This window comes from Andreprevotia lacus DSM 23236 (genome assembly GCF_900176275.1).
GTDB classification, from domain to species: Bacteria; Pseudomonadota; Gammaproteobacteria; order Burkholderiales; family Chitinibacteraceae; genus Andreprevotia; species Andreprevotia lacus.
This window is the reverse complement of record NZ_FWXD01000018.1, coordinates 1-20,837: the sequence shown is the minus strand read 5'-3', so window position 1 is coordinate 20,837 and position 20,837 is coordinate 1. Positions and strand designations below refer to the sequence as shown.

The following is a 20,837-nucleotide window of genomic DNA, read 5'->3' as shown; positions in this document are numbered from 1 at the left end:
TGATGCCTTTGTGCGCCGCAGTCGATGGAGTGCGTGTGAAGGATCTGGGGCGGCTGGCTGGCTGGCGTGAGAATGCGCTGGTCGGTTATGGCATCGTGACCGGTTTGGCAGGTACGGGTGATTCGTCCGGTAACAAGGCCACGCGGCAGTCGATCAGCAATACGCTGAGCCAGTTTGGCATCAATCTGGCGCCCGAGGATGTACTGAGCCGCAATACGGCCATCGTGCTGGTCAAGGCCAGCCTGCCGGCCTTTGCGCAGCCGGGCGACGCGATCGATGTAACGGTGACTTCCATGGGTGATGCTCGCAGCTTGGTGGGCGGCAGCCTGCTGCTGACACCGCTGAAGGGCGCCAATGATCGTGTCTATGCGCTGGCACAGGGCGACTTGGCGGTCGGTGGTTATCACTACGATTTGAACGGCAGTGTGGTGCAGAAAAACCATCCCACTGTCGGGGCGATTCCAAGTGGCGCTACGGTTGAAGTCGGCGTGAATGCCAAGGTTGTGAATGACCGGCAAAAACTGACCTTTGTGCTGGCAGACCCGGACTTTACGACCGCTTCGCGCGTGGCAAACGCCATCAATCAGGCAATGGGGCGCACAGTTGCGTCGCCGCGTGACGCGTCGGCGGTAGAGATTGATGCACCGGCAGAATCGGGCGCGCGGCTGGTTGATTTCATTGCACGCATCGAGCGGCTCTCTGTGCAGCCGGACAACCGTGCGCGTGTGGTGGTCAACGAGCGGACCGGCACGGTGGTGTCGGGCGGCGATGTGCAAATCGCCAAGGTATCGATTTCGCATGGCGAAATGAAAGTCGCCATCATGACCGATAACAGCGTATCGCAACCCTCCTTTGTGCGCGATACGGGCCCAGGCGTGCGTACCGAGGTGGTGTCCAATTCGCGCATTGATGTGTCTGAGGGTAGCAACAAGCAAGTCGACGTGGCTGGCAATACGGTGGCCGACCTGATCCAGTCGCTGACGCGCATCAAGACCAATACGCGCGACATCATTTCCATTTTGCGGGCACTCAAGGCGTCGGGCGCCTTGCATGCTGATTTGATTATTCAATAAATACCGGGTTTATACATGCTAGACAGCATCGGTTCAGTCACCCTAGATCTGGCGTCCAAGGCGCTGGATGCGGCCAGCCTGCGGCATCAGGCCATTGCGGCCAATATTGCCAATGCCAACACTGCCGGCTACAAGCCATTCAGCGTCAGTTTCGAGGATCAGCTTGATGCGGTGCGCAGCGACCTTGCTGCCGGCCGCGCCATCAGCCCGTCAGACCTGGCCGGTGTAGCCGCGCGGCTGGAACAAGCCAGCACTGCGCAGGCGGAAGGCGGTGGCAACCTTGATCTGCAAGCCGCCGAGCTCAGCCAGAACGTCGTGCGCTATCAATCTCTGCTCAAGGGTGTATCGCATCACTACGCCATTCTCAATTTGCTGATCAACGACGGAAAACGCTGATGAATTACATGAACGCATTTGCGATCAGCGCTGCTGGTCTGCAGGTGGAAAAGCAGCGGCTTGATGTGACGGCCCTCAATCTGGCCAACATGCAGACCACGCGTGGTGTGGATGGCAAGCTTTATCAGCCGCTGCGCGTGGTTGCTGCCCCAGGCGCATCGTTTGCCGGCCATTTTTCCAGTGCTGGTGCCTTGCTGGCACAAGCACCGCAAGCGCGGATCGAAACCCTGGACCTGCCGCCACGCAAGATTCATGACCCGGGTAATCCGGCTGCGAACAGCGATGGCGATGTCGAAATGCCAGCCATCAATCATCTGACCGAGATGGTCAACATGACCACGGCGTTGCGCGCGTACGAGGCGAATGTTGTTGCGATGAATGCTGCCAAGACCATGGCACAGCGCGCGCTGGAAATCGGGAGCTGAGCATGAGCATTGAAGCCATGATGGCAATCGCCCCGATTGCACCGATTGCGCCAGTTGGCATCGAAAACGGTGTGGCAGCAGCGGCTGGCCCACAAGCCGGATTTGCTGCTTGGTTTGAGCAGCAGCTGGCACAAACCAACGAAAAACTGGCCGTTGCCGACCAAGGTCTGCAGCAGCTGGCGCTGGGTGATACCAGCAATTTGCATCAGGTAATGATGCAGTTTGAAGACGCGAAATTGTCCGTCCAGCTGGTCATGCAGGTTCGCAACCGATTATTGGAAACGTATCAGGATCTGATGCGAATGCAGATGTAAGGGAAGACGGAGCGTGAAGGAATTCTGGAACAGGCTCGATCGCGCGGCGCGCTTCGGGCTGATGGTTGGTGCGTTTGCCATTTTGCTGCTGACGGCGGGTCTGGTCTGGTGGGCTTTGCATCAGGAAGACGGCGTGCTGTTCTCCGGGCTGTCGGCGCAGGATGCGTCTGCCATGGTGGGCGCGCTTGACCGCATGAAGCAGCCATACCGGCTGGAGCAGGGTGGCAGCACTATCCTCGTGCCGGCAGAGAATGTGCACAAGATCCGCCTGCAGCTGATGGGGCAGGATATTCCGCTGCATGGCACAGTGGGTTTCGAGCTGTTTAACAACAGCGATTTCAGCATGACGGAGTTTGCCCAGAAGGTGAACTACCAACGTGCATTGCAAGGCGAAATCACCCGCACCATTCTGTCTGTCGATGATATCCAGGCTGCACGAGTGCATCTGGCCATGTCGGAGCAGGGATTGTTCAAACGCAAGGATGCGCAGTCCAAGGCATCTGTCACGCTGACACTCAAGCCAGGGCATCAACTGGGCACAGAACAGGTCAAGGGCATTCAGCGCCTGGTTGCTGCATCGGTGGCCGATATCGAACCGGCTGATGTCACCATTGTTGATCAGCACGGCGTTGCGCTGACACATGGCCGCAAGGATCTGGCGGGGGAAACCATGTCGGCCGACGTTGTCGAGGCCAAGCGCAATCTTGAGGGTTATTTGCGCCAGAAACTTGACGCAGTGCTCGACAAGACCTTCGGCGCAGGGCGTGCGATTGCCAGTGTCGATGTTCAGTTGAACGACAAAACCAGCAAACAGGTCATTGATGACGTCCTGCCGGCAGACAAGGAGCGTGGTACCGGCGTGGTGTTGCGCGAGCGTCAGAGTACGCGCCCGAAAGCAGGGCAAGTTGATACCGACGAGGTAACGCAAAGCGAATACGACTATCAGGTCGGTCGCAAGACCGAGCAGATCGAGCGTGGTCCAGGTGGGGTCGAGCGTATCAGCGTGGCTGTTGTGGTCGATAAGCCGTTGTCCGAGGCCGAGGCTGCCCAATTCAAGAGTGTCGTCGCGAACACTGTCGGGCTGGTCGAAGATCGTGGGGATCGCGTTGCGCTGTATACGATGAATCCGCTCGAGCAGGCATCGCAGCCACAGGCCGTGCCGCCGGCTGCTGGTGAAGTGCCCTCGGACGTTGTACCGGCAGGTACTCCCCCAACAGCACAGCGCCCTTGGTCTGTTGTGGCTGCATTGGGTGCCATTGCAGGAATCATCATGCTGGCCTTGTTGTGGCAGAGCACCAGGCGCAATCCTTCGGTTGCCGCCGGTCTGAGTGAGGCAGAGCGCGAACACCTGCTGGGCAAGGTCAATGCCTGGCTTGCGGCTGAGCGTGAGGAGGACAAGGCATGAGTAGCCGTCAGGCCGCCTTGGCATTGCATGGTGTTTCTGCTGCTGATCGCGAGTGGGTACTGGCACGGCTGGATGAAGCACATCGAGCCGAACTGGCAGCTTACCTGGATGAGTTGCATGCGCTCGGGATCCCTGCTGATTCGTCGCTGGTAACTGTGGGTGGCCGTCGGGGCGCGACGGTGGATAGTACTTTTTCTGCGCTGCAGCAAGAGCCGGTTTGGCTCTTGGCAATGCTGCTGCGTGCGCGCCAATGGGATTGGCAAGCCAAGTTGATGGCTGGTCTCGACGTCGCTCGTCGTGATGCGTTGCAACAGCAGCTTGAAGCGGAAGCTGCGGTGCCGGAGGCATTGGCGCGTTCCCTGGCCCGGCATGCCCAAGCGGCAATGCAAAATGCTGCGCCCGTTGCAGCCAGCGCCAGGCAACACGGTGGCTTGTTGAGCCGCCTGCAAGGTTGGAAACCATGGCGCCGATAATCCGCAAACCTGCCGTTTCGGACGAAAAGCGGGCATTGGGGCGGCGCGGAAAGGCCGCGCCCGCGGCATCTGCCCAGCCTGTTCCGGTGGTGCCGCCTGCGAAAACTGCTGTGCCGGTTCTCCCTGCTGCTACGCCGGTGGTTGCGAAGCCTACAGTGCCTGATGCGGTGCCCGTGAAGGCTGTGTCAGTGCAGGACACCCCCGAATTCAAACAAGCGCTCGCCCAAGCGCGTGACGCCATGCGTCGCGAGTTGGACTGCGAGTTGCAACAACTGCGTGATAAGGCCAGCGAGCAAGGCCATGCAGAAGGGTTGCGCCGTGCTGAGGCGGATGTTGCCAAGGCTAGAGACGAGCAGGCCGCAAAGGTGGCACAACTGCTGCAACGCATCGAATCGGCAAGTCAGCTTGAGCAGCGGCGGGTTGAGCATCTGGCAGCCGCGATTGCCTTTGAGGCCATTTGCAAGATTGCCGGGGATACCCTACTGACTGTGGAAGGTGTGCTGGCGGTGGTGCGACAGGTGCTCAAGCAGGTTAATCAGCGCCAGCCGATCACCGTGTATCTGGCACCGGCAGATTTGAAGTTGCTTGAAGGTGCAGGAACCGATGATGCTGCCGATGGCCTGATCTGGCGTGCCGATGAGCGGGTTCAGCGCGGCGGGTGCATCGTCGAAACCGCAATGGGCGAACTGGATGCGCGGCTGGAAAATCAGCTGCAACGCATTTTCGACGCTTTTCTGAGTGTGCAGCGAGCCTCATCATGACCTCGACGCCGCAATCGGTCTATCTCGATGCCTTAGGCAAGCTTGATCTGTATCAGCGGGTCGGAGCTGTTACGCGCCTGGCCGGCTTGAGCATCGAAGCCCGTGGGCCAGATGCTGCGGTCGGGGAAGTGTGCGAGATCATCTCCCGAAATGATGGTCGCCGCGTGCGTGCGGAAGTCGTAGGCTTGAACCAAGACAGGCTGGTGTTGATGCCATACGGCGATACCCGCGGCATCGCCGTCGGATCGGAGGTGTTGGCCTCGAGGCAGTCTCCCGAGATTGGTGTGGGCGATGCCCTCTTGGGGCGAGTAATCGATGCCTTTGGTGCGCCGTTTGACGGGTTACCGCCGCCGGAAATCACGATGTCGATGCCGCTGCGCGCGCAGCCCGTCAATCCTTTGCAACGCCCACGTATCGACCAGGTGATCGAGACGGGGATTCGCGCCATTGATAGTGTGCTCACGCTGGGCAAAGGGCAACGGGTCGGCATTTTTGCCGGCAGTGGTGTCGGGAAGAGCACTTTGCTGGGCATGATCGCCAAGCACATTGTTGCCGACGTCAATGTGATCGCATTGATTGGCGAGCGGGGACGTGAGGTCAAGGAGTTCATCGAGCAGCAATTGGGCCCGGAAGGGCTGGCGCGCTCTGTCGTTGTCGTTGCTACTGCAGATATGCCCGCACTGGCCCGTGCTCGAGCCGCCTATGCAGCAACTACGGTTGCCGAATATTTCCGCAGCCAGGGCAAGCAGGTCATGCTGACCATGGATTCCGTGACCCGTTTTGCCATGGCCAAACGTGAAATCGGTCTTGCCGCCGGCGAGCCGCCGACGGCGCGTGGTTATACGCCATCGGTATTTACCGAGCTACCCGAGCTGTGCGAACGCTGCGGCACTGCCGATGGTGGTGGCAGCATCACTGCGCTCTACACGGTGCTGGTCGAGGGTGATGACTTCAATGAGCCGATCTCGGACATTCTGCGCGCCACGCTGGACGGCCACATCATGCTGAGCCGGAAGCTGGCACAAAGTGGCCATTTCCCCGCCATTGACGTGCTACAGAGCACGAGCCGGCTGCTGCCAGATCTCGCTAACAAGGATGCGCTCAGGCTGGCGCAACAACTCGTGGCTCAGCTTGCCTGCTATGAGCGTAATCGCGAAATGATCGAGATTGGTGCTTATCGCAAAGGCAGTAATGCGGAGATTGATCAGTCTGTGGCTTTGATGCCGGCCTTGCAGCGCTTTTTGCGCCAAGGGAAGTCTGAACATGCGCCACGTGCTGCAGTCATCGGCCAGTTGCAGGGCATTTTGCAGGGAGGGCTGCATTGAGTTCGCGCCAGTTTCAATATGCATTGCGTGCCTTGCATCGCCTCTCCGAATGGGAGGTCTCGGAGCAACGCCAGCACTTGGCCGCAGCGGTGGACCATGAGCAGGAATGCGAAGCAAGGCTGAATGCAGTCCGTGCAGCTTGCCAGCACGCTGAAGCTGCCGTGCGCGCTGCTTCTGGCCAGAATGCTTTGCTCGACCCTCATCACAGGGCGCTGTGGCTCAGGCATTTGGGTTCGCTTGATCGGCAGAATGCCGCTGCACAACAAAGAATGGACCGGGCTACAGAAGACAAGGAGGCTGCATTGGCCGAACTGGGCAAGCGGCACAGCTTTCTCAAAGGGCTGGAAGTGCATCGCGATCAGCAAGCAGCGGCCTTTGCAAAAGAACTGCAAAAGCAGGAGGCCAATATGCTGGATGAGGCTTGGTTGCAGCTGACCAGTTACCAAGGTGGGCATCATGCGAATTTCTGAAAATCAACAGCTCGACCAGACGTTGAAGTCTGGTCGGGAGCAAGTGCCGGATTCCTTCCAGGCGGCTTGGCAACGCCAGATGCAGCAGGCAGATCTGGTTTTGCTTGATGGCATCCAGCTTGTGCAGGCGACAGCATTGCATCAGGCCGTACCCGCCATGTCTGCTGATTATGTCGTGCAGGGCCAACGGCTGGGGGGCGCGCAGCATGATCGGCAGCCAGATTCAATGCTTACTGCTGGACTGCAGGAAACACAGGAAAAGCTTGGGCTGGAACCATCTAGCCAAATATCGAGTCCTGACGACTCCGCAGGGGCTAGGGCGGCGAAGACTGCAGAACAGCTAAATGCCGTGCCAGGGCGTACTGATGTGGTGGGAATGTCGAAGCCTGAGATATCGGCGGCCATTTCTGAGCCGGCCACTGAGGTTCAGCAAGGTGATCCGGGCCTGGAGATGGCACCCCGGGCGGTTAATCCCATGCCGGTGACGGCTGCCGGTGTTGTGGCATTGGCATCGAGGCTGGATCCGGTATTGGCAGCGCAAGAGAATGGGATTGCACCATTGTTGTTGGCAGGGCGGAACGTATTCCTTGCCCAGGCTGGCGGGCCCATGAGCAATGGCTGGCTCGTGGAGGTTCCGCAGGAAGCTCCGGTAACAACCGGGAAAAAGCCGCAGACGCCAAGTGACTCCCTGAAACCACAGCATATGCACCTGATCGAGGACGAGGCTGGGCAGGTGCGCTTGTGGCTGCGCGACAGCGGCTTGGGTGAAGCACAACAAGGTGCTGTATTGCAGCGCATTCAACAAGAGTTGCTGCGCAGTGGCCAAGTGTTGTCACAGGTAATGGTTAATGGCAAACCAGTGAAGACTCCTGTGGAGTCTCATGTCCCTGTGCGACGCGAAGCAGGCGAGGGTGAGCTGCCCTCGGCCGATATGCACATGAATCATTCTGGCCTTTACGGCCTTTACCGATTGCAAGGAGCCTGAAGATGGCGACCAGTTCCATTTCGTCCGCTACAGCAAACCTGCAAGGGGCAGGCCTGGGGTTGCAGGACCTGCTCAAGATATTGCTAACCCAGCTGCAGTATCAGGATCCCCTTAAGCCGATGGATAATCAGGAGTTTGTGGCGCAGATTGCCCAATTTTCTGCGCTTGAGGCAAATCAACAGCTTAACAATAAGGTAGACCAGTTGTTGAGCATTCAATCTACTACCCAGACTATCGGCATGATTGGCAAAACAGTGGATGTCAGCAATGGCAATGGTGGTGTAGTCAGCGGGGTGGTTTCCGCCCTCTCCTTTACCAATGGTGATCCGCAGATCACGATCAAGCAATCAGACGGTACATTGGTTCCTGGCATTACGCTGGGGCAAATCTCAGCTGTCCGCTAAAAAACGAGGAATACATCATGCTTGGTACCATTTATATCGGTATGTCCGGTCTCGATAGCTATTCTCGCGGCCTGAAGACCATCAGCAACAACGTAACCAACCTGAATACCCCTGGGTTCAAGACTGGGCATCTGCAGTTTACAGATATGTTTTATCAGGGCGAGGATGCTAACACAGGTACACACCAGCATGCTCAAGGGGTGAGTACGTTGAATACATCACTCAATTTTGCTGCCGGCGATTTCCGCAATACTGGTAATCCGCTTGACGTTGCTATCGACGGGCGCGGTTTTTTTGTACTGCGCGATGAGCACGGCAATATCACATATACCAAAGCCGGCCAGTTTGAATTCAATGACCAAGGCATTCTCGTTAATCGCGTTGGCGGTGAGAAAGTCATGGGGTTTGGCAGTAATGGTCAGCTCCAGGAAATCTCGCTTGCAGGTGTGAACAGCAGCAAACCGAAGGCGAGTGCGTCGGTTGTCTTTAAGGGCAACCTCTCAAGTGGCGACAGCGATCATACGATTAACAATGTTTCTGTGTTCGACAACGCGGGCAAGGAACATGTCCTGAAAATCTTGTTCAATAACAAGGTAGAGGATGCTGCAACTGGCGAGGTTAAATGGGATGTAACCATTTCCGAGGATGGTGCCTCGCCGACGACGGGAAACGTGAAATTTAAAAATTCGCTGCCGGTTATCGGTAGTGATTCAGTGTCAATGACGTTTAGCCCTGTGGGGGTTACCGCATCCACTGTCGTGTTCAAGCTTGGCTCGGATGTAACCGGGTATTCGCTGGGGGCTGATTCGTCGTTGGCCGTAAATACCAAGGATGGTTATGGTGTTGGCACGGTGACAGGGCAGAGCTTTGATGAGGAAGGCAAGCTTGTTCTGAAATATTCAAACGGTCAGACAGACAAGCCGTTCCAGTTGGCCATGGCGCGTTTTGATAGTTTCGATAGCCTGCAACAGATAGGCAATAACCAGTTCTCCATCGCTGATCTGGACCAAGTCCGTTATGGCGTGGCAGGAAAAGGTCAAGAGACCATCAAAACGTCGTCGGTAGAAATCTCGAATGTGGATTTGTCGCAGGAGTTCAGTGATCTGATCCTGATGCAGCGTGGCTATCAAGCCTCATCGCAGATGGTCAGCGCAGCCAATGAAATGATCCAGCAGTTGTTGGAAATGAAGGGTCGCTAAGTGGACGTTCGGCCATTTCGATTGCATGGTGATAGCGCCTTGCGCAATGCGCAAGCGCTGGTCGATGCTTGCTTGCAACAATGGGCAAAGGGCTGGGGCGTGGTGCTGAATGACTCTGCGGCGCTTACCGCCCTTGATCCCCGGTCCGCTTCACGCATGCCTTGGTCTTGCTGGCAGGGTAGCGCTGGCCAGCGCATCTGGATACAGATCCCTGATGGTTTTGCCAATTGGTGTGAGCGGCAAATCTTTGGCTCGGCCAAACAGAAAGCAAAGATTGAGCGGCATGCCGAATCCATCATTGCACGAAGCATTGCCCAAGATGCGGTACAAGCGCTGTTGGGGGCATTGGCCGCAGTGGGCGAAGCAGACCCCGGGCTGATCAGTCGTGAACCTGATGTCGAGGCGTTGCCCGATGCGCTCTTGCAACAGGGGACTGGCGCATTACAGATGACATGGGCGCCTGCTCCGGGGCGGCCACTACTCGTGGTGTATTCCGCACTTATCGCCGCCCCGACTATTCGAGCCGGGCGTTCCGAACTTGTGCCGCTTGATCAGGTCCTGGCGCCGCAGCGTTTGCGCCTGCAGGTTCAGCTGGGGGCCGCCGAGATTACCTTGGGCCAATTGCAGAGTTTGCACGTGGGAGACGTGATCCGGCTTGATCGGCATCTCGACGAAGCGTTGTTGGTGCAGGATGCTGCCGCGCAAAAAATGTTCTCCGCCTATCCAGGCCGAGTGCAAGCGCATCGTGCCATTGAAATACAGTAATCATTGACTTTCAGGAAGACCTATCTTGAGTTCCGAATCGCAAGCTGCTGCTACGGGCGCAGACATTACACAACTGATAGATTTACCCGAACTGCATGCACAACCCAAGGCGAAGAATGCGCTGGTTGGTTCGAGCATGGAGGCCGTTCGTAACGTCAAGGTGCGCTTGAGCGCACGCCTTGGCGAAGTCGAATTGTCAGTTGGGGAGCTTACTGCGTTGAAGGCAGGTGAAGTGTTGGCGCTTGAGCAATTGCTGGATGATCCGATCGACATCCTGCTGGATGGCCAAATCGTTGCCCGCGGCCAACTGGTCGCCGCTGGTGATTGCTTTGGTGTGCAGCTGACCGAACTGCCGCAGCAGAGCGTTTGATGCGGCCGGCTTATCTGCTCGCCATCGTGCTCCTCGGCCTGGCAGCCTGCAGTTGGGCTGCAGGATCTGCAGTGCCGGCGTCATTGGCCAGTGGAGTCGCTTCTTCCATGGCGGCAATCCCTTACAAACAAGCATCTGTTTCAGATGCGGATTTGCTTTCTCGCATGCTGGGTGCGTTCTTGATCATCGCACTTATCGCACTGGCTGCTGCGTGGGCGCTGCGTCATCGATGGCCTGCTGCACTTGGTGCGGCCAAGGGACAGAAAGCGGTACTACGTGTGCTGCAGCGCACACGGGTGTCGGCAACCAATAGTCTGGTGGTTGTGGTCTATCGTGGCGAGGAATTGTTGCTGGCCGAAGGGCCACAAGGCTTGCAACTGCTTGAGCGCCAGAGCGTGGAGCATTCATGAACAAGCGGTTTGGATTGTTGCCGGTTCTGGCTTGCGTTGCTGCACTACTACTGCCTGCAATGGCCCTGCCCGCAGATGTGCTCACCCTGCCCGGTGTCCATGTCGCTGCTTCAGGGGCAGAGCAGGCGTCGACAGGGCTCAAGCTGCTACTGTTGCTGACTGTATTGAGCCTGGTGCCAGCAATTCTGGTATCAATGACCGGCTTTGTGCGCATCGTAATCGTCTTGTCGCTATTGCGCCATGCGCTGGGTATGCAGGAAACACCGCCAAACACGGTTTTGATGAGCCTCGCCTTGTTCTTGACGCTGTTCACGATGTCGCCGGTTCTGAGCAAAGCGAACGAAGAGGCCTTTCAGCCATACATGGCTGGCAAACTCTCCGCAACTGTGGCCGCGGAGAAAGGCATGGCTCCGCTGCGTGATTTCATGATTCGTCAGACTCGCGAGGAAGACTTGGCATTGCTGGTCGAGATTTCGCATAGTCCGCAACCACGCAGCATGGCTGACATTGGTAATTTGCAGCTGATTCCCGCGTTCATGTTGTCGGAATTGCGCACCGCATTCCGGATCGGTTTTGTCATTTTCCTGCCATTCCTGCTGATCGACCTGATCGTTTCGGCCATTTTGATGGGGATGGGGATGATGATGGTGCCGCCGGTTACGATTTCACTGCCACTCAAACTACTGATGTTTGTGATGATTGATGGGTGGAACATCGTAGTGCGAGCCTTGCTTAGCTCATTCAACTGATTTCAACGTGATCTGCCAGTCTGGAAGTGCCCAAACTCTCAATACCCGATTGGAAACGCGTTGCGGCAGATGTCGAGGCTGACCTCTGGGCTCGACGCCAGCAGGCAGATGGCCGTGTTCGTGAAGAGCTGATTACGCTGTACATGCCATTCGCAAAAATGTTGGCCGCACAGCAATATGCCAAGCGCATAAGTGCGGAGGTCGATTTTAACGAATACGTGCAATTGGCTTCGTTAGGTCTGATTGATGCGGTGGATCGATACCTGCCGGAGCAAGGCGCGCAATTCACGACTTATGCCGAGTATCGCATCGTAGGCACCATTCAAAACGAACTGGCCGGGTATACCGAAAGGAATAGGCAGTACGCTGTACAGCGACGAGCCAGGGAGCGGGTGGTTTCGTTGGCCGAAGGCGATGGAAAAGCCGGCGATCCATTTGCCCGTGTCGCTGAAGTGGCAATTGGCTTGGCAATTGGCATGCTGCTTGAAAATGAGGCGTTGTGCCTGCAGGAGAACGAGGCAGCAGTCTCAACTTCCCACTACAGCAACCACGAACTTCAGCAGTTACATACTTGCTTGCAGCAATTGCTGGAACGCCTTCCCGATAAAGAGCAGACTGTGATTCGTTGTCACTACCTGCACCAGATGGATTTTGTGGCGATTGCTGATTTGATGCAGTTGAGCAAGGGTCGCATCTCGCAGTTGCACAGCAGTGCACTACGCCACTTGCGCGAGCATGCCGCTGCAATGCGTGCGGCCGACAGGGCATGGTGATGTGTGCGGGGTGAGCCAATTGATCTACTCCCGCTTTGTTGCACCACAGTGAGCCGGATCGTTAAAAACGCGCGGGGCGCTGCGCCCGGATTGCCGTTGCCGGCGCAATAAAGCAAGCCATCTGCCACTGGCCTGACAATGCTGAGTGTGGCGATGGGGGAGGATCAGCGCGATGTGGCAAGCAACTGATCCGCCACCGTGGCGATATCCTGTGCCAATGCTGGTTCAGCCAGCATCTGCGCACAGATGGTGTCGATCATGTCGTGAAAGCCAGCTTCGTTGACCAAGCCTGAACCCAGTTCCGCCAGCACGGCGGCTTCGATATAAGCAGTGAAGGCCTTTTTCTGCCGTTGCGGATCATCCGGCTTGATGAATTTGATCCGGGCAACCAGCTTCTTTTCCAGCTCCTGTTCGCTCTTCTTGCGGGCCGAAGTTTGCGCGGGTTTGCCAGCAACCTGCTTGGCGCCACGCGGGCTGGCCCCAGCTGTACGCAGCTGCTGGCGCAGCAGGGCCAGGATGGCCGGGGCGCGCTGGAGCGGATCAACACTCATCACCATACCCCAAGCGCAGCCGCCACGTTATTGATCCCGCTTGGCCGCAAAGCGCGCCAGTGCACCTTGCATCAGGGCTTGTAGCTGCGGCTGGCCATTGCCCAGCGCACCAAAGGCATCCTGCACAATTGCTGCCGCACGTGTGGGGTCATTGCCGGCCTGCGCCTGCAGCAGGGCGACAAAGCGGACCGACATCCCATCCGGTGCCAGACGTTGCGCCCGCTTGATCAAGGCATCGGCCTCGGCCGTGTTGCCGCGCAAGGTGGCGATAATGGCCAGTGCACCATGGCTCTCGCCAAAGTTGTGGTCCAGCTCGAACGCCGCCTGGAAGCAACGCGCTGCATCGTCGATGCGCTGTTGCAGTAAATGCAGCCAGCCATAGGCATGCCAGGTGCCGATATGGCCGGGCATGAATTTGACGGCCTGACTGAACGCCGCTGCAGCCTGATCCAGTTGCTCGCGCGCAAGGTAGGACAGCGCCAGACCGGACCAAGCCCGCCCGTCGTGCGGGTTGTGTGCCAAGACGCGGTCGAAGTGTTGGCCGGCGATGGCCGGTTGGGTTGCTAGCTCCAGCGTGCCCAGAGTGGTCAGCGCATAGATTTGTGCCGGCGCAATGGCCAGACTGCGTTGCGCCCAATGGCTGGCGCGCTCAATGTCTGAATCATCCAGGCAGGTGAGGGCCAAGGCGCCGGCCAGATCGGCATCTTCCGGCAGTGTGGCCAGCAAACCTTCGGCCAATTCACGCGCGGCGGCCAGCTCGCCTTGATGGTGCAGCGCCAGCACATGCAGGCACGGCGCACGCGGCACCTCGGCATAGGCCGACGGTGCAATCTGCTGCAGTTCTGCTGCACTGTCGGCAAACTCACCCAGCAGATAGTGCGCATAGGCGGTGTTGTAGCGCAGCACCGGTGAATCAGCGCCTGACTCCTGCAGATGATGAAACAGGGCCTTGGCCGTAGCCGCATCGCCGCTGGCCATGGCCAACAGGGCACGTTCGTGCAACAAGGTGGGATGGCCGGGCCATTTGCTCAATGCCGCATCCAGCAGGGCTTCGGCCTCTTGCGGCTGGCGCGCTGCCCGGTACTGGGCCACCACCTGCAACAGCAGGCCGATGTTGTCTGGATCCTGGCGCAGAAAACCCAGATAGCGCGACAGGGTGTCGGATTGCTCTGTCATATCAAACCAAATGGTAATGTTGCGGGCAGGGCATTAGTGGCGATATGCCGACAGGAACAGGTGCTCGTCACCTGCATCGTTTTGGCCCTCGGCAGGGCTTTCACCTGCTTCGGCCCGCATCTTGACGATGTTGTCGGTGACGCGCTGCATTTCTGCCAGCAGCGGTGCATTGGGCAGTGGCGTAGCCAGACCTGCGCGCAATTCGGCCTCGGCCTCGGCCAAGGCATTGCGCTGCAAAGCCAGCATGCCACGGCGGAAATGATTCAGGCCATGCTCGGCCGGCAGGAAATCCAGCCGCTGCCAGCTGGCCTCGGCCGCATCCGGCTTGCCGGAAGTCAGTTGCAGCAACCCGAGCTGGAACACCGCGATGTCGAACTCTGGTTCGAACGACACCGCCAGCTGCATGAAACGCTCTGCATCCTCATACATGCCGATCTGCGCATATTGCGTGCCCAGCAGGAAATGCGTCTTGGAAGCCAACGGCCCGGGTACGGCAATAGCCTGCTTGAGATAGCTGATCGACAAATCGTAGCGCTCTCGGTTGCTGGCTTCGATGGCGAGGTGGAGCAACTCGTTTTCGGAGAGGGCGTTGCCGGGGGTGACGTCGTTCATGTTGCTGATGCCTTGAAGGAGATGGGCTGACCGGCTGTCGCCGATAAGAACCTATCCAGTTTTGTTGCTGCGAGTTTAGCAGACCACTGGCGAATGATCTCGGCGGGTACACGAGGTGGTCCCCGGCATGCCGTACCGACGGCGTCATCCCAGGGCCGCCGAATTTCTGGCGTCTGAAATATGGGGAGCATCAGAAATGTCCATCTTCCGGCAAATCTTCTCAACACGCGTGCCTGTTGTTACAAACTACAAGGCAAATGCAATCTGCTTTTCCGGAACCGTGACTTTTCATGCTGCCGCTTCCGCGGATTTTGAGCTTCGACAGGTTAGAAATTCCTGTTTGCCGTGGCGAAAAAAGGCAGGAGCAGATCATCGAGGATGGCCGCCATGGAGCGAATGGAGTTGAACGGACAGCAAGAGCTGCAACGATTGATGGCCCTCTTCTTGTAGCGTCAGGCAAGGTCTCCAGCCATTTGGTTCTTAGATTTTTTGTTAGCGGATCTTGTTGCTTGACACTGGATATTTCTCACAACTTAATGGAGCCAGTTTCGAGGTCGGAAATACACGTTCCTAAATAATCGAATTCCAGATTTGTGGTTTCGTTCTGCTTGATTGTTTTTTCTTTCGGGGCGCTCGAACTTATTTCCCTTCTTGATGTGGAGTAGTTTTCTCGAATGGATTCAATGTCCATCATTAATTTGTCAAGATGTCTTCCTGTCTTGTCTAGGATGGCTATCTGGCATAAGTTAGTCGCGATACTCATATGGTTGGAAAGGTAGCTGGTATATGGCCGTGGAATTTTTGAACCATCCTTGTGAAGAAGGGATGAAATATTCTGCATGAAAAATAGCACACGCTTTCGGCATGCTATTATTTGATGGTATCTGTCAAGATAAACATGCCTGCGCAAATGCTTTCCAGGAATTGCTGCGCATCGGTCCAGTGCGAATTTGACACTTACATGATCATAGTAATGGGATTGCCATGACTTGACGTTCCCCTTTTTTTCTGATCGCGAAATTACTTTAGTATTTGCTGAGCAGCCAAAATTATCAGGCCTGATGGTGTCATATTTTTCTCCGTCATGTGGTACTACAAAAATATGAATGTGTGGTTGACTCTCGTCATTGTGTTGCACTGCAAGAACGATTCTGTTTCCGTATAGATTTTTAAAGAAATCCAATGAATTATCTCGCCATTCCTTAAATCTATTTTCAGACTCATTTTTCCAGTGCCTTGGGATGGAAAAAACAATTCCAAGTAGTATATTGGCATCCTTTCTTAATGCGTGACCCTTGGAGTTTTTTGTGTTGAGTGGATACGTGTTGACGCGTTGCTTTGCGTGTTCGAACGAACCAAGCAATACTTCTGGAGGATGCGGATTTTCTAGGTGCCGGGAGAATCTTCGGGTTCTCATTGCTTCACCAAGAACTCCATCTGCGCTGAATGCAGTATTTTTCTTGAGCTGAGAGCAAACCCTCGAAAAATTTTCGAATCTAAGGTATTGGGATGGCATGCGACACTCCGGTGTAGGTGAGATGGGGCCAAGATATGCTTGGCCGATCGACATGTCGACTGTCAATTTTCTGCTGCCCACTTTGGTGCATGTTGATTTGTAGCTGACTTGGAGTCCCTGCCTTCCCTCAACTGCCTATGTGTAGGCTGGAGCTCATTGCTGCAGGGGTTTACTCGTATGCGTGTTATGGGTGCTAACAGTAGGAGGGTTTGGCTGCCTTCTCCTGACTGACCTTCCGGAAATCTCTAGCTTCGACCGCTCGGTTGGTCGCGAGGAGGTCATTGATCGAGCGTCAGTTGCGAGAGCTGATACTGAGTTTGGCAACTATGCCGGGAGGAGCTTTGCCGCCAAGTTGTGCACGCATCAGAAATACTTAGCGTATGGTCTGTGATTGGCGAGTTGCTGCCCATTCATCCAAATCTTTTTGCCGAAATGCAATTGTGCGCTCGCTTAGATTTACGGGAGAAGGGAATTTCCCCTCATCTATCCATCTGTAAATCGTGCTTCGCGATACATCTAGCATCAGCACCACATCACGCATCCGAACAAATTGGTGGTTTGGCTTGACCATGACTGCATCCTCCCTAAATATCATGGCTGCACTGTAACTTAGGTTGGCAATAATCATGAAATACGAAGCCAGCCATTTGCCGGTAGGTTGGTAGATGGCATGTTACTTGATGTGGTCGTATTGCCGCATGCTTGGGTGGGGTGCCTTGCCCGTGAAGGCTCGCACTGAGTTAGCTTTGCAAGGAGATTGGGGCGATCTCGTCACGCAGGGTATCTAAGTGATCAGCCCACCACTGCATCATTTTTATTCTCTCCGGCATGTATTCGGCATGGTTGTAAGTTGCGCGGATTCCATTCCGCTCCCCATGTGCGAGTTGCCTTTCGATGGCATCGATGTGCCACAAGTGTGATTCGTTCAACTGTGTGCTGGCAATTTTCCGAAAACTGTGGCCGGTAAATTGCTCCTTGGTATATCCGAGACGGCGCAGCGCCGCATTTATCGTGTTCTCACTCATTGGGCGTTCACGTGTGCGTTCGGACGGAAAAACATATCGTCCGCTCCCGGTTAGCGCATAGATCTCACCTAGTAGAAGCAATGCTTGTCGGGATAGTGGAACAATGTGTACAACTCGACTTTTCATCTTGTTCGGTGGTATCCGCCATTCCGCCTTTTCAAAGTCAATCTCTGTCCACTCGGCTTGCCGTAGCTCGCCAGGTCGGACAAATGTGATTGGTGCAAGGCGAGCGGCAATACGAACCACTACTGAACCTGTCAAGCCATCAATTGCCCGCAGAAGTTCCCCAATCTCATGAGGGGCGGTAATCGTTGGGAATGCAGTTTGTATCGGGCGCTGAAGTGCCTCTTTCAGCAAATCCGCAGGATCGCTATCACAGAGGCCACAGGCGATGGCATATCGAAAAACCTTGCTGCACGACCAGCGGACGCGGTGTGCAGTCTCAATCGCGCCGCGGTCTTCAATTCGGCGCAGGCAGCTCAATAGCTCGTGCGGCCGTATGTTGCCGATCGGACGTTTTCCGATCCATGGGAAAATGTCGGAAACGAGGCGATTCAAGGTGCGTTCACGATGGCTCTCCGATTTTCCCTTCAGATATTTATCGAACCATGTCAAGGCAACAGTTTCGAAAGAGTTTTCGGTGGCGAGTGTTGCAGCCTCTTTGGTGATTTTGCGTTGTTCTGCAGGATCAATGCCTTGTGCGAGCTGCGAGCGTATCCCTTCCCGCTGTCGACGTGCATCACCTAGCGAGATCTCCGGGTAGGGGCCAAAGGAGAGCAACGACTCCTTGCCGCTACCCGGCTGCTTGTACTTCATGCGCCAGAGCTTCGAGCCATTCGCTTTGACCAGCAGGAATAGTCCACTTCCATCAAACAGTTTCCGATCCTTGTCGCCGGGCTTGGCATTTCGGCATTCCGGATCCGTTAGCGGTCGTGTAACGCGTGGCATGGGCGGCGCCTCCTGCGTGGTTTGGGGGTACGCAGGCCATTTTAGTCCGTACTCTCACAAAAGTACCCCTAAAGATACCCCCAATACGCTGCGATGCCATAAGTTCTTTTGAGACAGTATGGACATGAAAAAACCCTCAGAGCGTTGATTCTCTGAGGGTTTTGAGATGTTTCGGAGCTCTCCGGAACAAGAATGTGGTGGAGACGGCGGGAGTCGAACCCGCGTCCGAAAGCCCTCCACGAAGGGTTCTACATGCTTAGCCAGGCCGATTGGATTTAACCCTCGACACGCCGACCGGCGGGCTTGTTTCGGGCGAGTCACCTTGAATTTAACCCCCGATCAAGTGACCCGACCGGAAGCGATCCCAACTTAATGACTCTGCTGCCAGTTACCTGGCCTACCCATTGGGAGAGATAGTGCAGAGTCCAGCGCGATTAAGCAGCTAGAGCGTAAGTTTCGTCGTTTGCGACTAACTGTTTTCAGCGTTTTACGGGCTGCTGAGACCCCGGCATGCACCCACCCGCTTTGAAACCCCCGTCGAAACCATGGCGTCCCCGAGTGAAGCAATAACAGTATACCCGCAAGCGCGGCGCCGGTCGAATGCGGGCCGGGTGTGAATCTTGCGATGGCTTGCCGTTGCCTTGTGCTTTAATCCTCTTTTGTCTGACCGCCTCTGGAGCCAGCATGAACCAGCCTGATACGGCTTTGCTGCCGGATGCCGGCCTGCGCGATGCCGCACGCCGGGCGGCTGCTTGCTTGCGTGGGGCCGATGCCTTGCTGATTACCGCGGGGGCCGGCATGGGGGTGGACTCGGGGTTGCCTGATTTCCGTGGTAATCAGGGGTTCTGGCAGGCCTATCCGGCGCTGGGACGGGCAAAACTGGCATTCAGTTCGATTGCCAATCCGCAGGCGTTCCGGGCTGATCCGGCGTTGGCTTGGGGTTTTTGCGTAATTGCATGGTTTTGAACGCCAAGTTGCACAACATTTGCTCACTCTGTTGTATTCGTGGTGCGCATCAAGCGCGCAGTTCTCGCAATGGTATTTCTCCTTGCACGTGATAAATGCAGAATCCAGCCATTCGTGACTGCCCGTCATACCGCTCGTGTCATAGCCCTCCTCGCAGGTAGCAACTCGAACAAAGATGCCGGCCATGCCACTGTGCAGGTATGGCTGTATTCGGCCAAAGCAGAGATCCGGCGAGCCACTGCCTGCGATTGCAGCGTGGTCTTGCTGTCATATGGCGAAAGCATATACAGTTGCCACTGTCGGCCAAGAGCGGTAGTTCAGGCTGGCTCTACTTCACCGCTTTTGCCGCCCGAGGCGCTGCCTTCGCAATAAAATGGGTATGAGCCGATGAACGAACAGCTACCAAACCGTACGCAATCATCCATGAAATTTGCGCACGGCTTTGTGCCAACAACAACTGCAGATCTAAACAGAGAGTAAGCATGCCCAAGGTTGACAAAACGATACGCTGGCTGCACCTATCCGACTTCCACGTTGGAAAGGACGACTACGCTACGCTTAAAATGTTCAATTACATAATCAACCATGTATGCCAACGAGAGGGCGAAGGATTCGTCCCTGATTTGCTGTTCATCACTGGAGATATAGCCAATAGGGGCCTCGCCAGTGAGTACGAAACCTTCTGGCAAGATTTCATCCTGCCACTGCAAGAAGAGATCGGTGGCGACATCGAGAAACATACCTTCATCGTGCCGGGTAATCACGATGTCGATCGCACCAAATATCAAGCCTTCAGCCGGGAAGAGATCACCAAGCCGGGGACGCATTATTTGGACCCCAACGAGGAAGGGGCCAGACTGCGCAGGGAAATGCTGATACCCCGCTTCCAGGCCTATCTGGACAACGATTTAACGTCCGTCAGAGACGCGTTTGCCAAGCCGGAAGGTGCATATGCACAGCGTTTAGAGATCCGCGGTCAGGACGTCGGCATCGTCGGCATCAACACTGCCTGGCTCAGCAAGAACGAGGAGGACGAGCGCCAACTCACCCCTGGTAAGCCGCTGCTGGAAACGGCATTAAATGTCATCCAATCGGCAAAATTGCGCATCGTCCTCGGCCACCACCCGATCGGCTGGTTCTGCCCCGAGCAACAGAAACCCATCATGAGCCTGCTGGGTCAACACCACGTGCTCTACCTGCACGGCCACCTGCACGATGCTTGGTGCGAGCCCAGCTACGGTGGCGGACATGGCTATCTCGCCATTCAGGCCGGGGCGGGCTTTCAGTCACGAGAAGACGAGCCATGGCGCAACGGCCTAGTTTGGGGTGAAGCGGACCTGAACGGCGGGGAAGTCCGATTACAGCCTTGGCGCTGGATTGCCTCGCAACAGGCTTGGACTCCGGCAACGGACGCCTTCCATGAGTATCATCGGCACGGCGACTGGTGGTGCTACCCATTGCCTAGCTGTGAAGAGTCAAGACGTTGTTTCCTGCGAGTGGGAGACGGGACGCTGGCGTCTTGCAAGCAATCCCATGATGTTGCCGATGCCAGTTGTAGAAATGCGTCCATACGGGCAGGGCCGCCCGGCGTTGCGTCGAGTTCGAATAGGCACACCCATACGCCCATTCGCGCAGGGCTGATTGGATAAAGCGCTCCGCCTTGCCATTGGTCTGCGGCCGGTAGGCCCGCGTGAAGCGCTGGCGGATACCCAACGCTGCGCAGGCATCCCCGAAGGCGTGCGAGTG

General features: G+C 56.3%; 25 protein-coding genes, 1 other RNA gene and 1 pseudogene. 19 read left to right on the top strand and 8 right to left on the bottom strand.

Annotated features, from left to right (window positions below):
* The first annotated feature begins 29 nt into the window (after positions 1-29).
* The 17 genes from B9A19_RS14730 (at position 30) to B9A19_RS14650 (ending at position 12,297) form a co-directional block, all read left to right on the top strand.
* Positions 30-1,073: a flagellar basal body P-ring protein FlgI gene (locus B9A19_RS14730; protein WP_245804351.1), complete on the top strand. Its 1,044-nt coding sequence runs from the start codon at positions 30-32 to the stop codon at positions 1,071-1,073.
* Positions 1,074-1,088: 15 nt separating this feature from the next.
* Entirely contained in the window at positions 1,089-1,469 is a 381-nt protein-coding gene (gene flgB / locus B9A19_RS14725; RefSeq protein WP_084091570.1) for a flagellar basal body rod protein FlgB, read from the top strand.
* Complete coding sequence (flgC, locus tag B9A19_RS14720) at positions 1,469-1,894, top strand: flagellar basal body rod protein FlgC (RefSeq protein WP_084091569.1); 426 nt, start codon at positions 1,469-1,471, stop codon at positions 1,892-1,894. Before flgB ends, flgC begins: the two co-directional genes overlap by 1 nt.
* A gap of 2 nt (positions 1,895-1,896) precedes the next feature.
* Positions 1,897-2,208: a flagellar hook-basal body complex protein FliE gene (fliE, locus tag B9A19_RS14715; protein ID WP_084091568.1), complete on the top strand. Its 312-nt coding sequence runs from the start codon at positions 1,897-1,899 to the stop codon at positions 2,206-2,208.
* Positions 2,209-2,221: 13 nt separating this feature from the next.
* On the top strand, positions 2,222-3,613 hold the full coding sequence (fliF, locus tag B9A19_RS14710) for a flagellar basal-body MS-ring/collar protein FliF (RefSeq protein WP_084091567.1): 1,392 nt from the start codon (positions 2,222-2,224) through the stop codon (positions 3,611-3,613).
* Between the two features lie 17 nt (positions 3,614-3,630).
* A complete protein-coding gene (locus B9A19_RS14705; protein WP_139798869.1) occupies positions 3,631-4,086 on the top strand; it encodes a hypothetical protein in 456 nt (151 codons plus the stop codon).
* Positions 4,074-4,847, top strand: coding sequence for a FliH/SctL family protein (locus B9A19_RS14700; RefSeq protein WP_084091565.1), 774 nt, complete (start codon positions 4,074-4,076; stop codon positions 4,845-4,847). The genes B9A19_RS14705 and B9A19_RS14700 overlap by 13 nt, the downstream gene beginning before the upstream one ends.
* Complete coding sequence (locus B9A19_RS14695; RefSeq protein ID WP_084091564.1) at positions 4,844-6,172, top strand: FliI/YscN family ATPase; 1,329 nt, start codon at positions 4,844-4,846, stop codon at positions 6,170-6,172. Before B9A19_RS14700 ends, B9A19_RS14695 begins: the two co-directional genes overlap by 4 nt.
* Positions 6,169-6,642 carry a flagellar export protein FliJ gene (locus tag B9A19_RS22180; protein ID WP_139798868.1) on the top strand — a complete coding sequence of 158 codons (474 nt, stop codon included), beginning with the start codon at positions 6,169-6,171 and terminating at the stop codon, positions 6,640-6,642. Before B9A19_RS14695 ends, B9A19_RS22180 begins: the two co-directional genes overlap by 4 nt.
* Positions 6,629-7,627: a hypothetical protein gene (locus B9A19_RS14685; protein ID WP_084091562.1), complete on the top strand. Its 999-nt coding sequence runs from the start codon at positions 6,629-6,631 to the stop codon at positions 7,625-7,627. Before B9A19_RS22180 ends, B9A19_RS14685 begins: the two co-directional genes overlap by 14 nt.
* 2 nt (positions 7,628-7,629) lie before the next feature.
* Positions 7,630-8,031, top strand: a complete 402-nt coding sequence (locus B9A19_RS14680) for a flagellar hook assembly protein FlgD (RefSeq protein ID WP_084091561.1) — start codon at positions 7,630-7,632, stop codon at positions 8,029-8,031.
* 17 nt (positions 8,032-8,048) lie between these two features.
* The gene (flgF, locus tag B9A19_RS14675; RefSeq protein ID WP_084091560.1) at positions 8,049-9,230 is read left to right on the top strand and encodes a flagellar basal-body rod protein FlgF; all 1,182 of its coding nucleotides are present in this window, start codon (positions 8,049-8,051) and stop codon (positions 9,228-9,230) included.
* 39 nt (positions 9,231-9,269) lie between these two features.
* Positions 9,270-9,995, top strand: a complete 726-nt coding sequence (locus B9A19_RS14670) for a FliM/FliN family flagellar motor switch protein (protein WP_139798867.1) — start codon at positions 9,270-9,272, stop codon at positions 9,993-9,995.
* A 25-nt stretch (positions 9,996-10,020) separates the two neighbouring features.
* Positions 10,021-10,365, top strand: coding sequence for a FliM/FliN family flagellar motor switch protein (locus B9A19_RS14665; protein ID WP_084091558.1), 345 nt, complete (start codon positions 10,021-10,023; stop codon positions 10,363-10,365).
* 107 nt (positions 10,366-10,472) lie between these two features.
* A complete protein-coding gene (locus B9A19_RS14660; RefSeq protein WP_139798866.1) occupies positions 10,473-10,775 on the top strand; it encodes a flagellar biosynthetic protein FliO in 303 nt (100 codons plus the stop codon).
* Positions 10,772-11,524 carry a flagellar type III secretion system pore protein FliP gene (gene fliP, locus B9A19_RS14655; protein ID WP_084091556.1) on the top strand — a complete coding sequence of 251 codons (753 nt, stop codon included), beginning with the start codon at positions 10,772-10,774 and terminating at the stop codon, positions 11,522-11,524. Before B9A19_RS14660 ends, fliP begins: the two co-directional genes overlap by 4 nt.
* Positions 11,525-11,550: 26 nt before the next feature.
* Positions 11,551-12,297, top strand: a complete 747-nt coding sequence (locus B9A19_RS14650) for a sigma-70 family RNA polymerase sigma factor (protein ID WP_084091555.1) — start codon at positions 11,551-11,553, stop codon at positions 12,295-12,297.
* Positions 12,298-12,461: 164 nt separating this feature from the next.
* Here B9A19_RS14650 and B9A19_RS14645 read toward each other — a convergent pair whose 3' ends face one another.
* The 7 genes from B9A19_RS14645 to ssrA form a co-directional block, all read right to left on the bottom strand.
* Positions 12,462-12,848, bottom strand: a complete 387-nt coding sequence (locus B9A19_RS14645; protein ID WP_139798865.1) for a hypothetical protein — start codon at positions 12,846-12,848, stop codon at positions 12,462-12,464.
* Positions 12,849-12,875: 27 nt separating this feature from the next.
* Positions 12,876-14,024, bottom strand: a complete 1,149-nt coding sequence (locus B9A19_RS14640; RefSeq protein ID WP_084091553.1) for a tetratricopeptide repeat protein — start codon at positions 14,022-14,024, stop codon at positions 12,876-12,878.
* A gap of 33 nt (positions 14,025-14,057) precedes the next feature.
* Positions 14,058-14,636, bottom strand: coding sequence for a tetratricopeptide repeat protein (locus B9A19_RS14635; RefSeq protein ID WP_084091552.1), 579 nt, complete (start codon positions 14,634-14,636; stop codon positions 14,058-14,060).
* Positions 14,637-15,162: 526 nt separating this feature from the next.
* Positions 15,163-16,152: a plasmid recombination protein gene (locus B9A19_RS14630; protein ID WP_176216954.1), complete on the bottom strand. Its 990-nt coding sequence runs from the start codon at positions 16,150-16,152 to the stop codon at positions 15,163-15,165.
* 373 nt (positions 16,153-16,525) lie between these two features.
* Positions 16,526-16,693: a helix-turn-helix transcriptional regulator gene (locus B9A19_RS23460; protein ID WP_505579037.1), complete on the bottom strand. Its 168-nt coding sequence runs from the start codon at positions 16,691-16,693 to the stop codon at positions 16,526-16,528.
* A gap of 199 nt (positions 16,694-16,892) precedes the next feature.
* Positions 16,893-18,125 carry a tyrosine-type recombinase/integrase gene (locus B9A19_RS14620; protein WP_084091550.1) on the bottom strand — a complete coding sequence of 411 codons (1,233 nt, stop codon included), beginning with the start codon at positions 18,123-18,125 and terminating at the stop codon, positions 16,893-16,895.
* A gap of 195 nt (positions 18,126-18,320) precedes the next feature.
* Positions 18,321-18,681, bottom strand: a transfer-messenger RNA (tmRNA) gene (gene ssrA / locus B9A19_RS14615).
* A gap of 128 nt (positions 18,682-18,809) precedes the next feature.
* Between ssrA and B9A19_RS14610 the strand changes: the two genes are divergently transcribed.
* Together B9A19_RS14610 and B9A19_RS23105 are read left to right on the top strand one after the other, a co-directional pair.
* Complete coding sequence (locus B9A19_RS14610; RefSeq protein ID WP_139798864.1) at positions 18,810-19,091, top strand: SIR2 family NAD-dependent protein deacylase; 282 nt, start codon at positions 18,810-18,812, stop codon at positions 19,089-19,091.
* Positions 19,092-19,573: 482 nt separating this feature from the next.
* Positions 19,574-20,296, top strand: a pseudogene (locus tag B9A19_RS23105) (metallophosphoesterase family protein); the annotation flags it as partial.
* A 256-nt stretch (positions 20,297-20,552) separates the two neighbouring features.
* Here B9A19_RS23105 and B9A19_RS23100 read toward each other — a convergent pair.
* Positions 20,553-20,837 (bottom strand): integrase core domain-containing protein (locus B9A19_RS23100; RefSeq protein ID WP_139798863.1); only part of this gene is annotated, 285 nt, incomplete at its 5' end.

Bases quoted from the DNA above. Each gene is read 5' to 3' on its own strand.
- flgF (WP_084091560.1), top strand. From the start codon at position 8,049: ATGCTTGGTACCATTTATATCGGTATGTCCGGTCTCGATAGCTATTCT.
- fliP (WP_084091556.1), top strand. From the start codon at position 10,772: ATGAACAAGCGGTTTGGATTGTTGCCGGTTCTGGCTTGCGTTGCTGCA.
- B9A19_RS14635 (WP_084091552.1), bottom strand. From the start codon at position 14,636: ATGAACGACGTCACCCCCGGCAACGCCCTCTCCGAAAACGAGTTGCTC.
- B9A19_RS14685 (WP_084091562.1), top strand. From the start codon at position 6,629: ATGCGAATTTCTGAAAATCAACAGCTCGACCAGACGTTGAAGTCTGGT.
- B9A19_RS14680 (WP_084091561.1), top strand. From the start codon at position 7,630: ATGGCGACCAGTTCCATTTCGTCCGCTACAGCAAACCTGCAAGGGGCA.
- B9A19_RS23460 (WP_505579037.1), bottom strand. From the start codon at position 16,693: ATGCGTGATGTGGTGCTGATGCTAGATGTATCGCGAAGCACGATTTAC.
- B9A19_RS14620 (WP_084091550.1), bottom strand. From the start codon at position 18,125: ATGCCACGCGTTACACGACCGCTAACGGATCCGGAATGCCGAAATGCC.
- fliE (WP_084091568.1), top strand. From the start codon at position 1,897: ATGAGCATTGAAGCCATGATGGCAATCGCCCCGATTGCACCGATTGCG.
- B9A19_RS14660 (WP_139798866.1), top strand. From the start codon at position 10,473: ATGGCGGCAATCCCTTACAAACAAGCATCTGTTTCAGATGCGGATTTG.
- flgB (WP_084091570.1), top strand. From the start codon at position 1,089: ATGCTAGACAGCATCGGTTCAGTCACCCTAGATCTGGCGTCCAAGGCG.
- B9A19_RS14630 (WP_176216954.1), bottom strand. From the start codon at position 16,152: ATGCCATCCCAATACCTTAGATTCGAAAATTTTTCGAGGGTTTGCTCT.
- flgC (WP_084091569.1), top strand. From the start codon at position 1,469: ATGAATTACATGAACGCATTTGCGATCAGCGCTGCTGGTCTGCAGGTG.
- B9A19_RS14695 (WP_084091564.1), top strand. From the start codon at position 4,844: ATGACCTCGACGCCGCAATCGGTCTATCTCGATGCCTTAGGCAAGCTT.
- B9A19_RS14700 (WP_084091565.1), top strand. From the start codon at position 4,074: ATGGCGCCGATAATCCGCAAACCTGCCGTTTCGGACGAAAAGCGGGCA.
- B9A19_RS14645 (WP_139798865.1), bottom strand. From the start codon at position 12,848: ATGAGTGTTGATCCGCTCCAGCGCGCCCCGGCCATCCTGGCCCTGCTG.
- B9A19_RS14640 (WP_084091553.1), bottom strand. From the start codon at position 14,024: ATGACAGAGCAATCCGACACCCTGTCGCGCTATCTGGGTTTTCTGCGC.
- B9A19_RS14610 (WP_139798864.1), top strand. From the start codon at position 18,810: ATGAACCAGCCTGATACGGCTTTGCTGCCGGATGCCGGCCTGCGCGAT.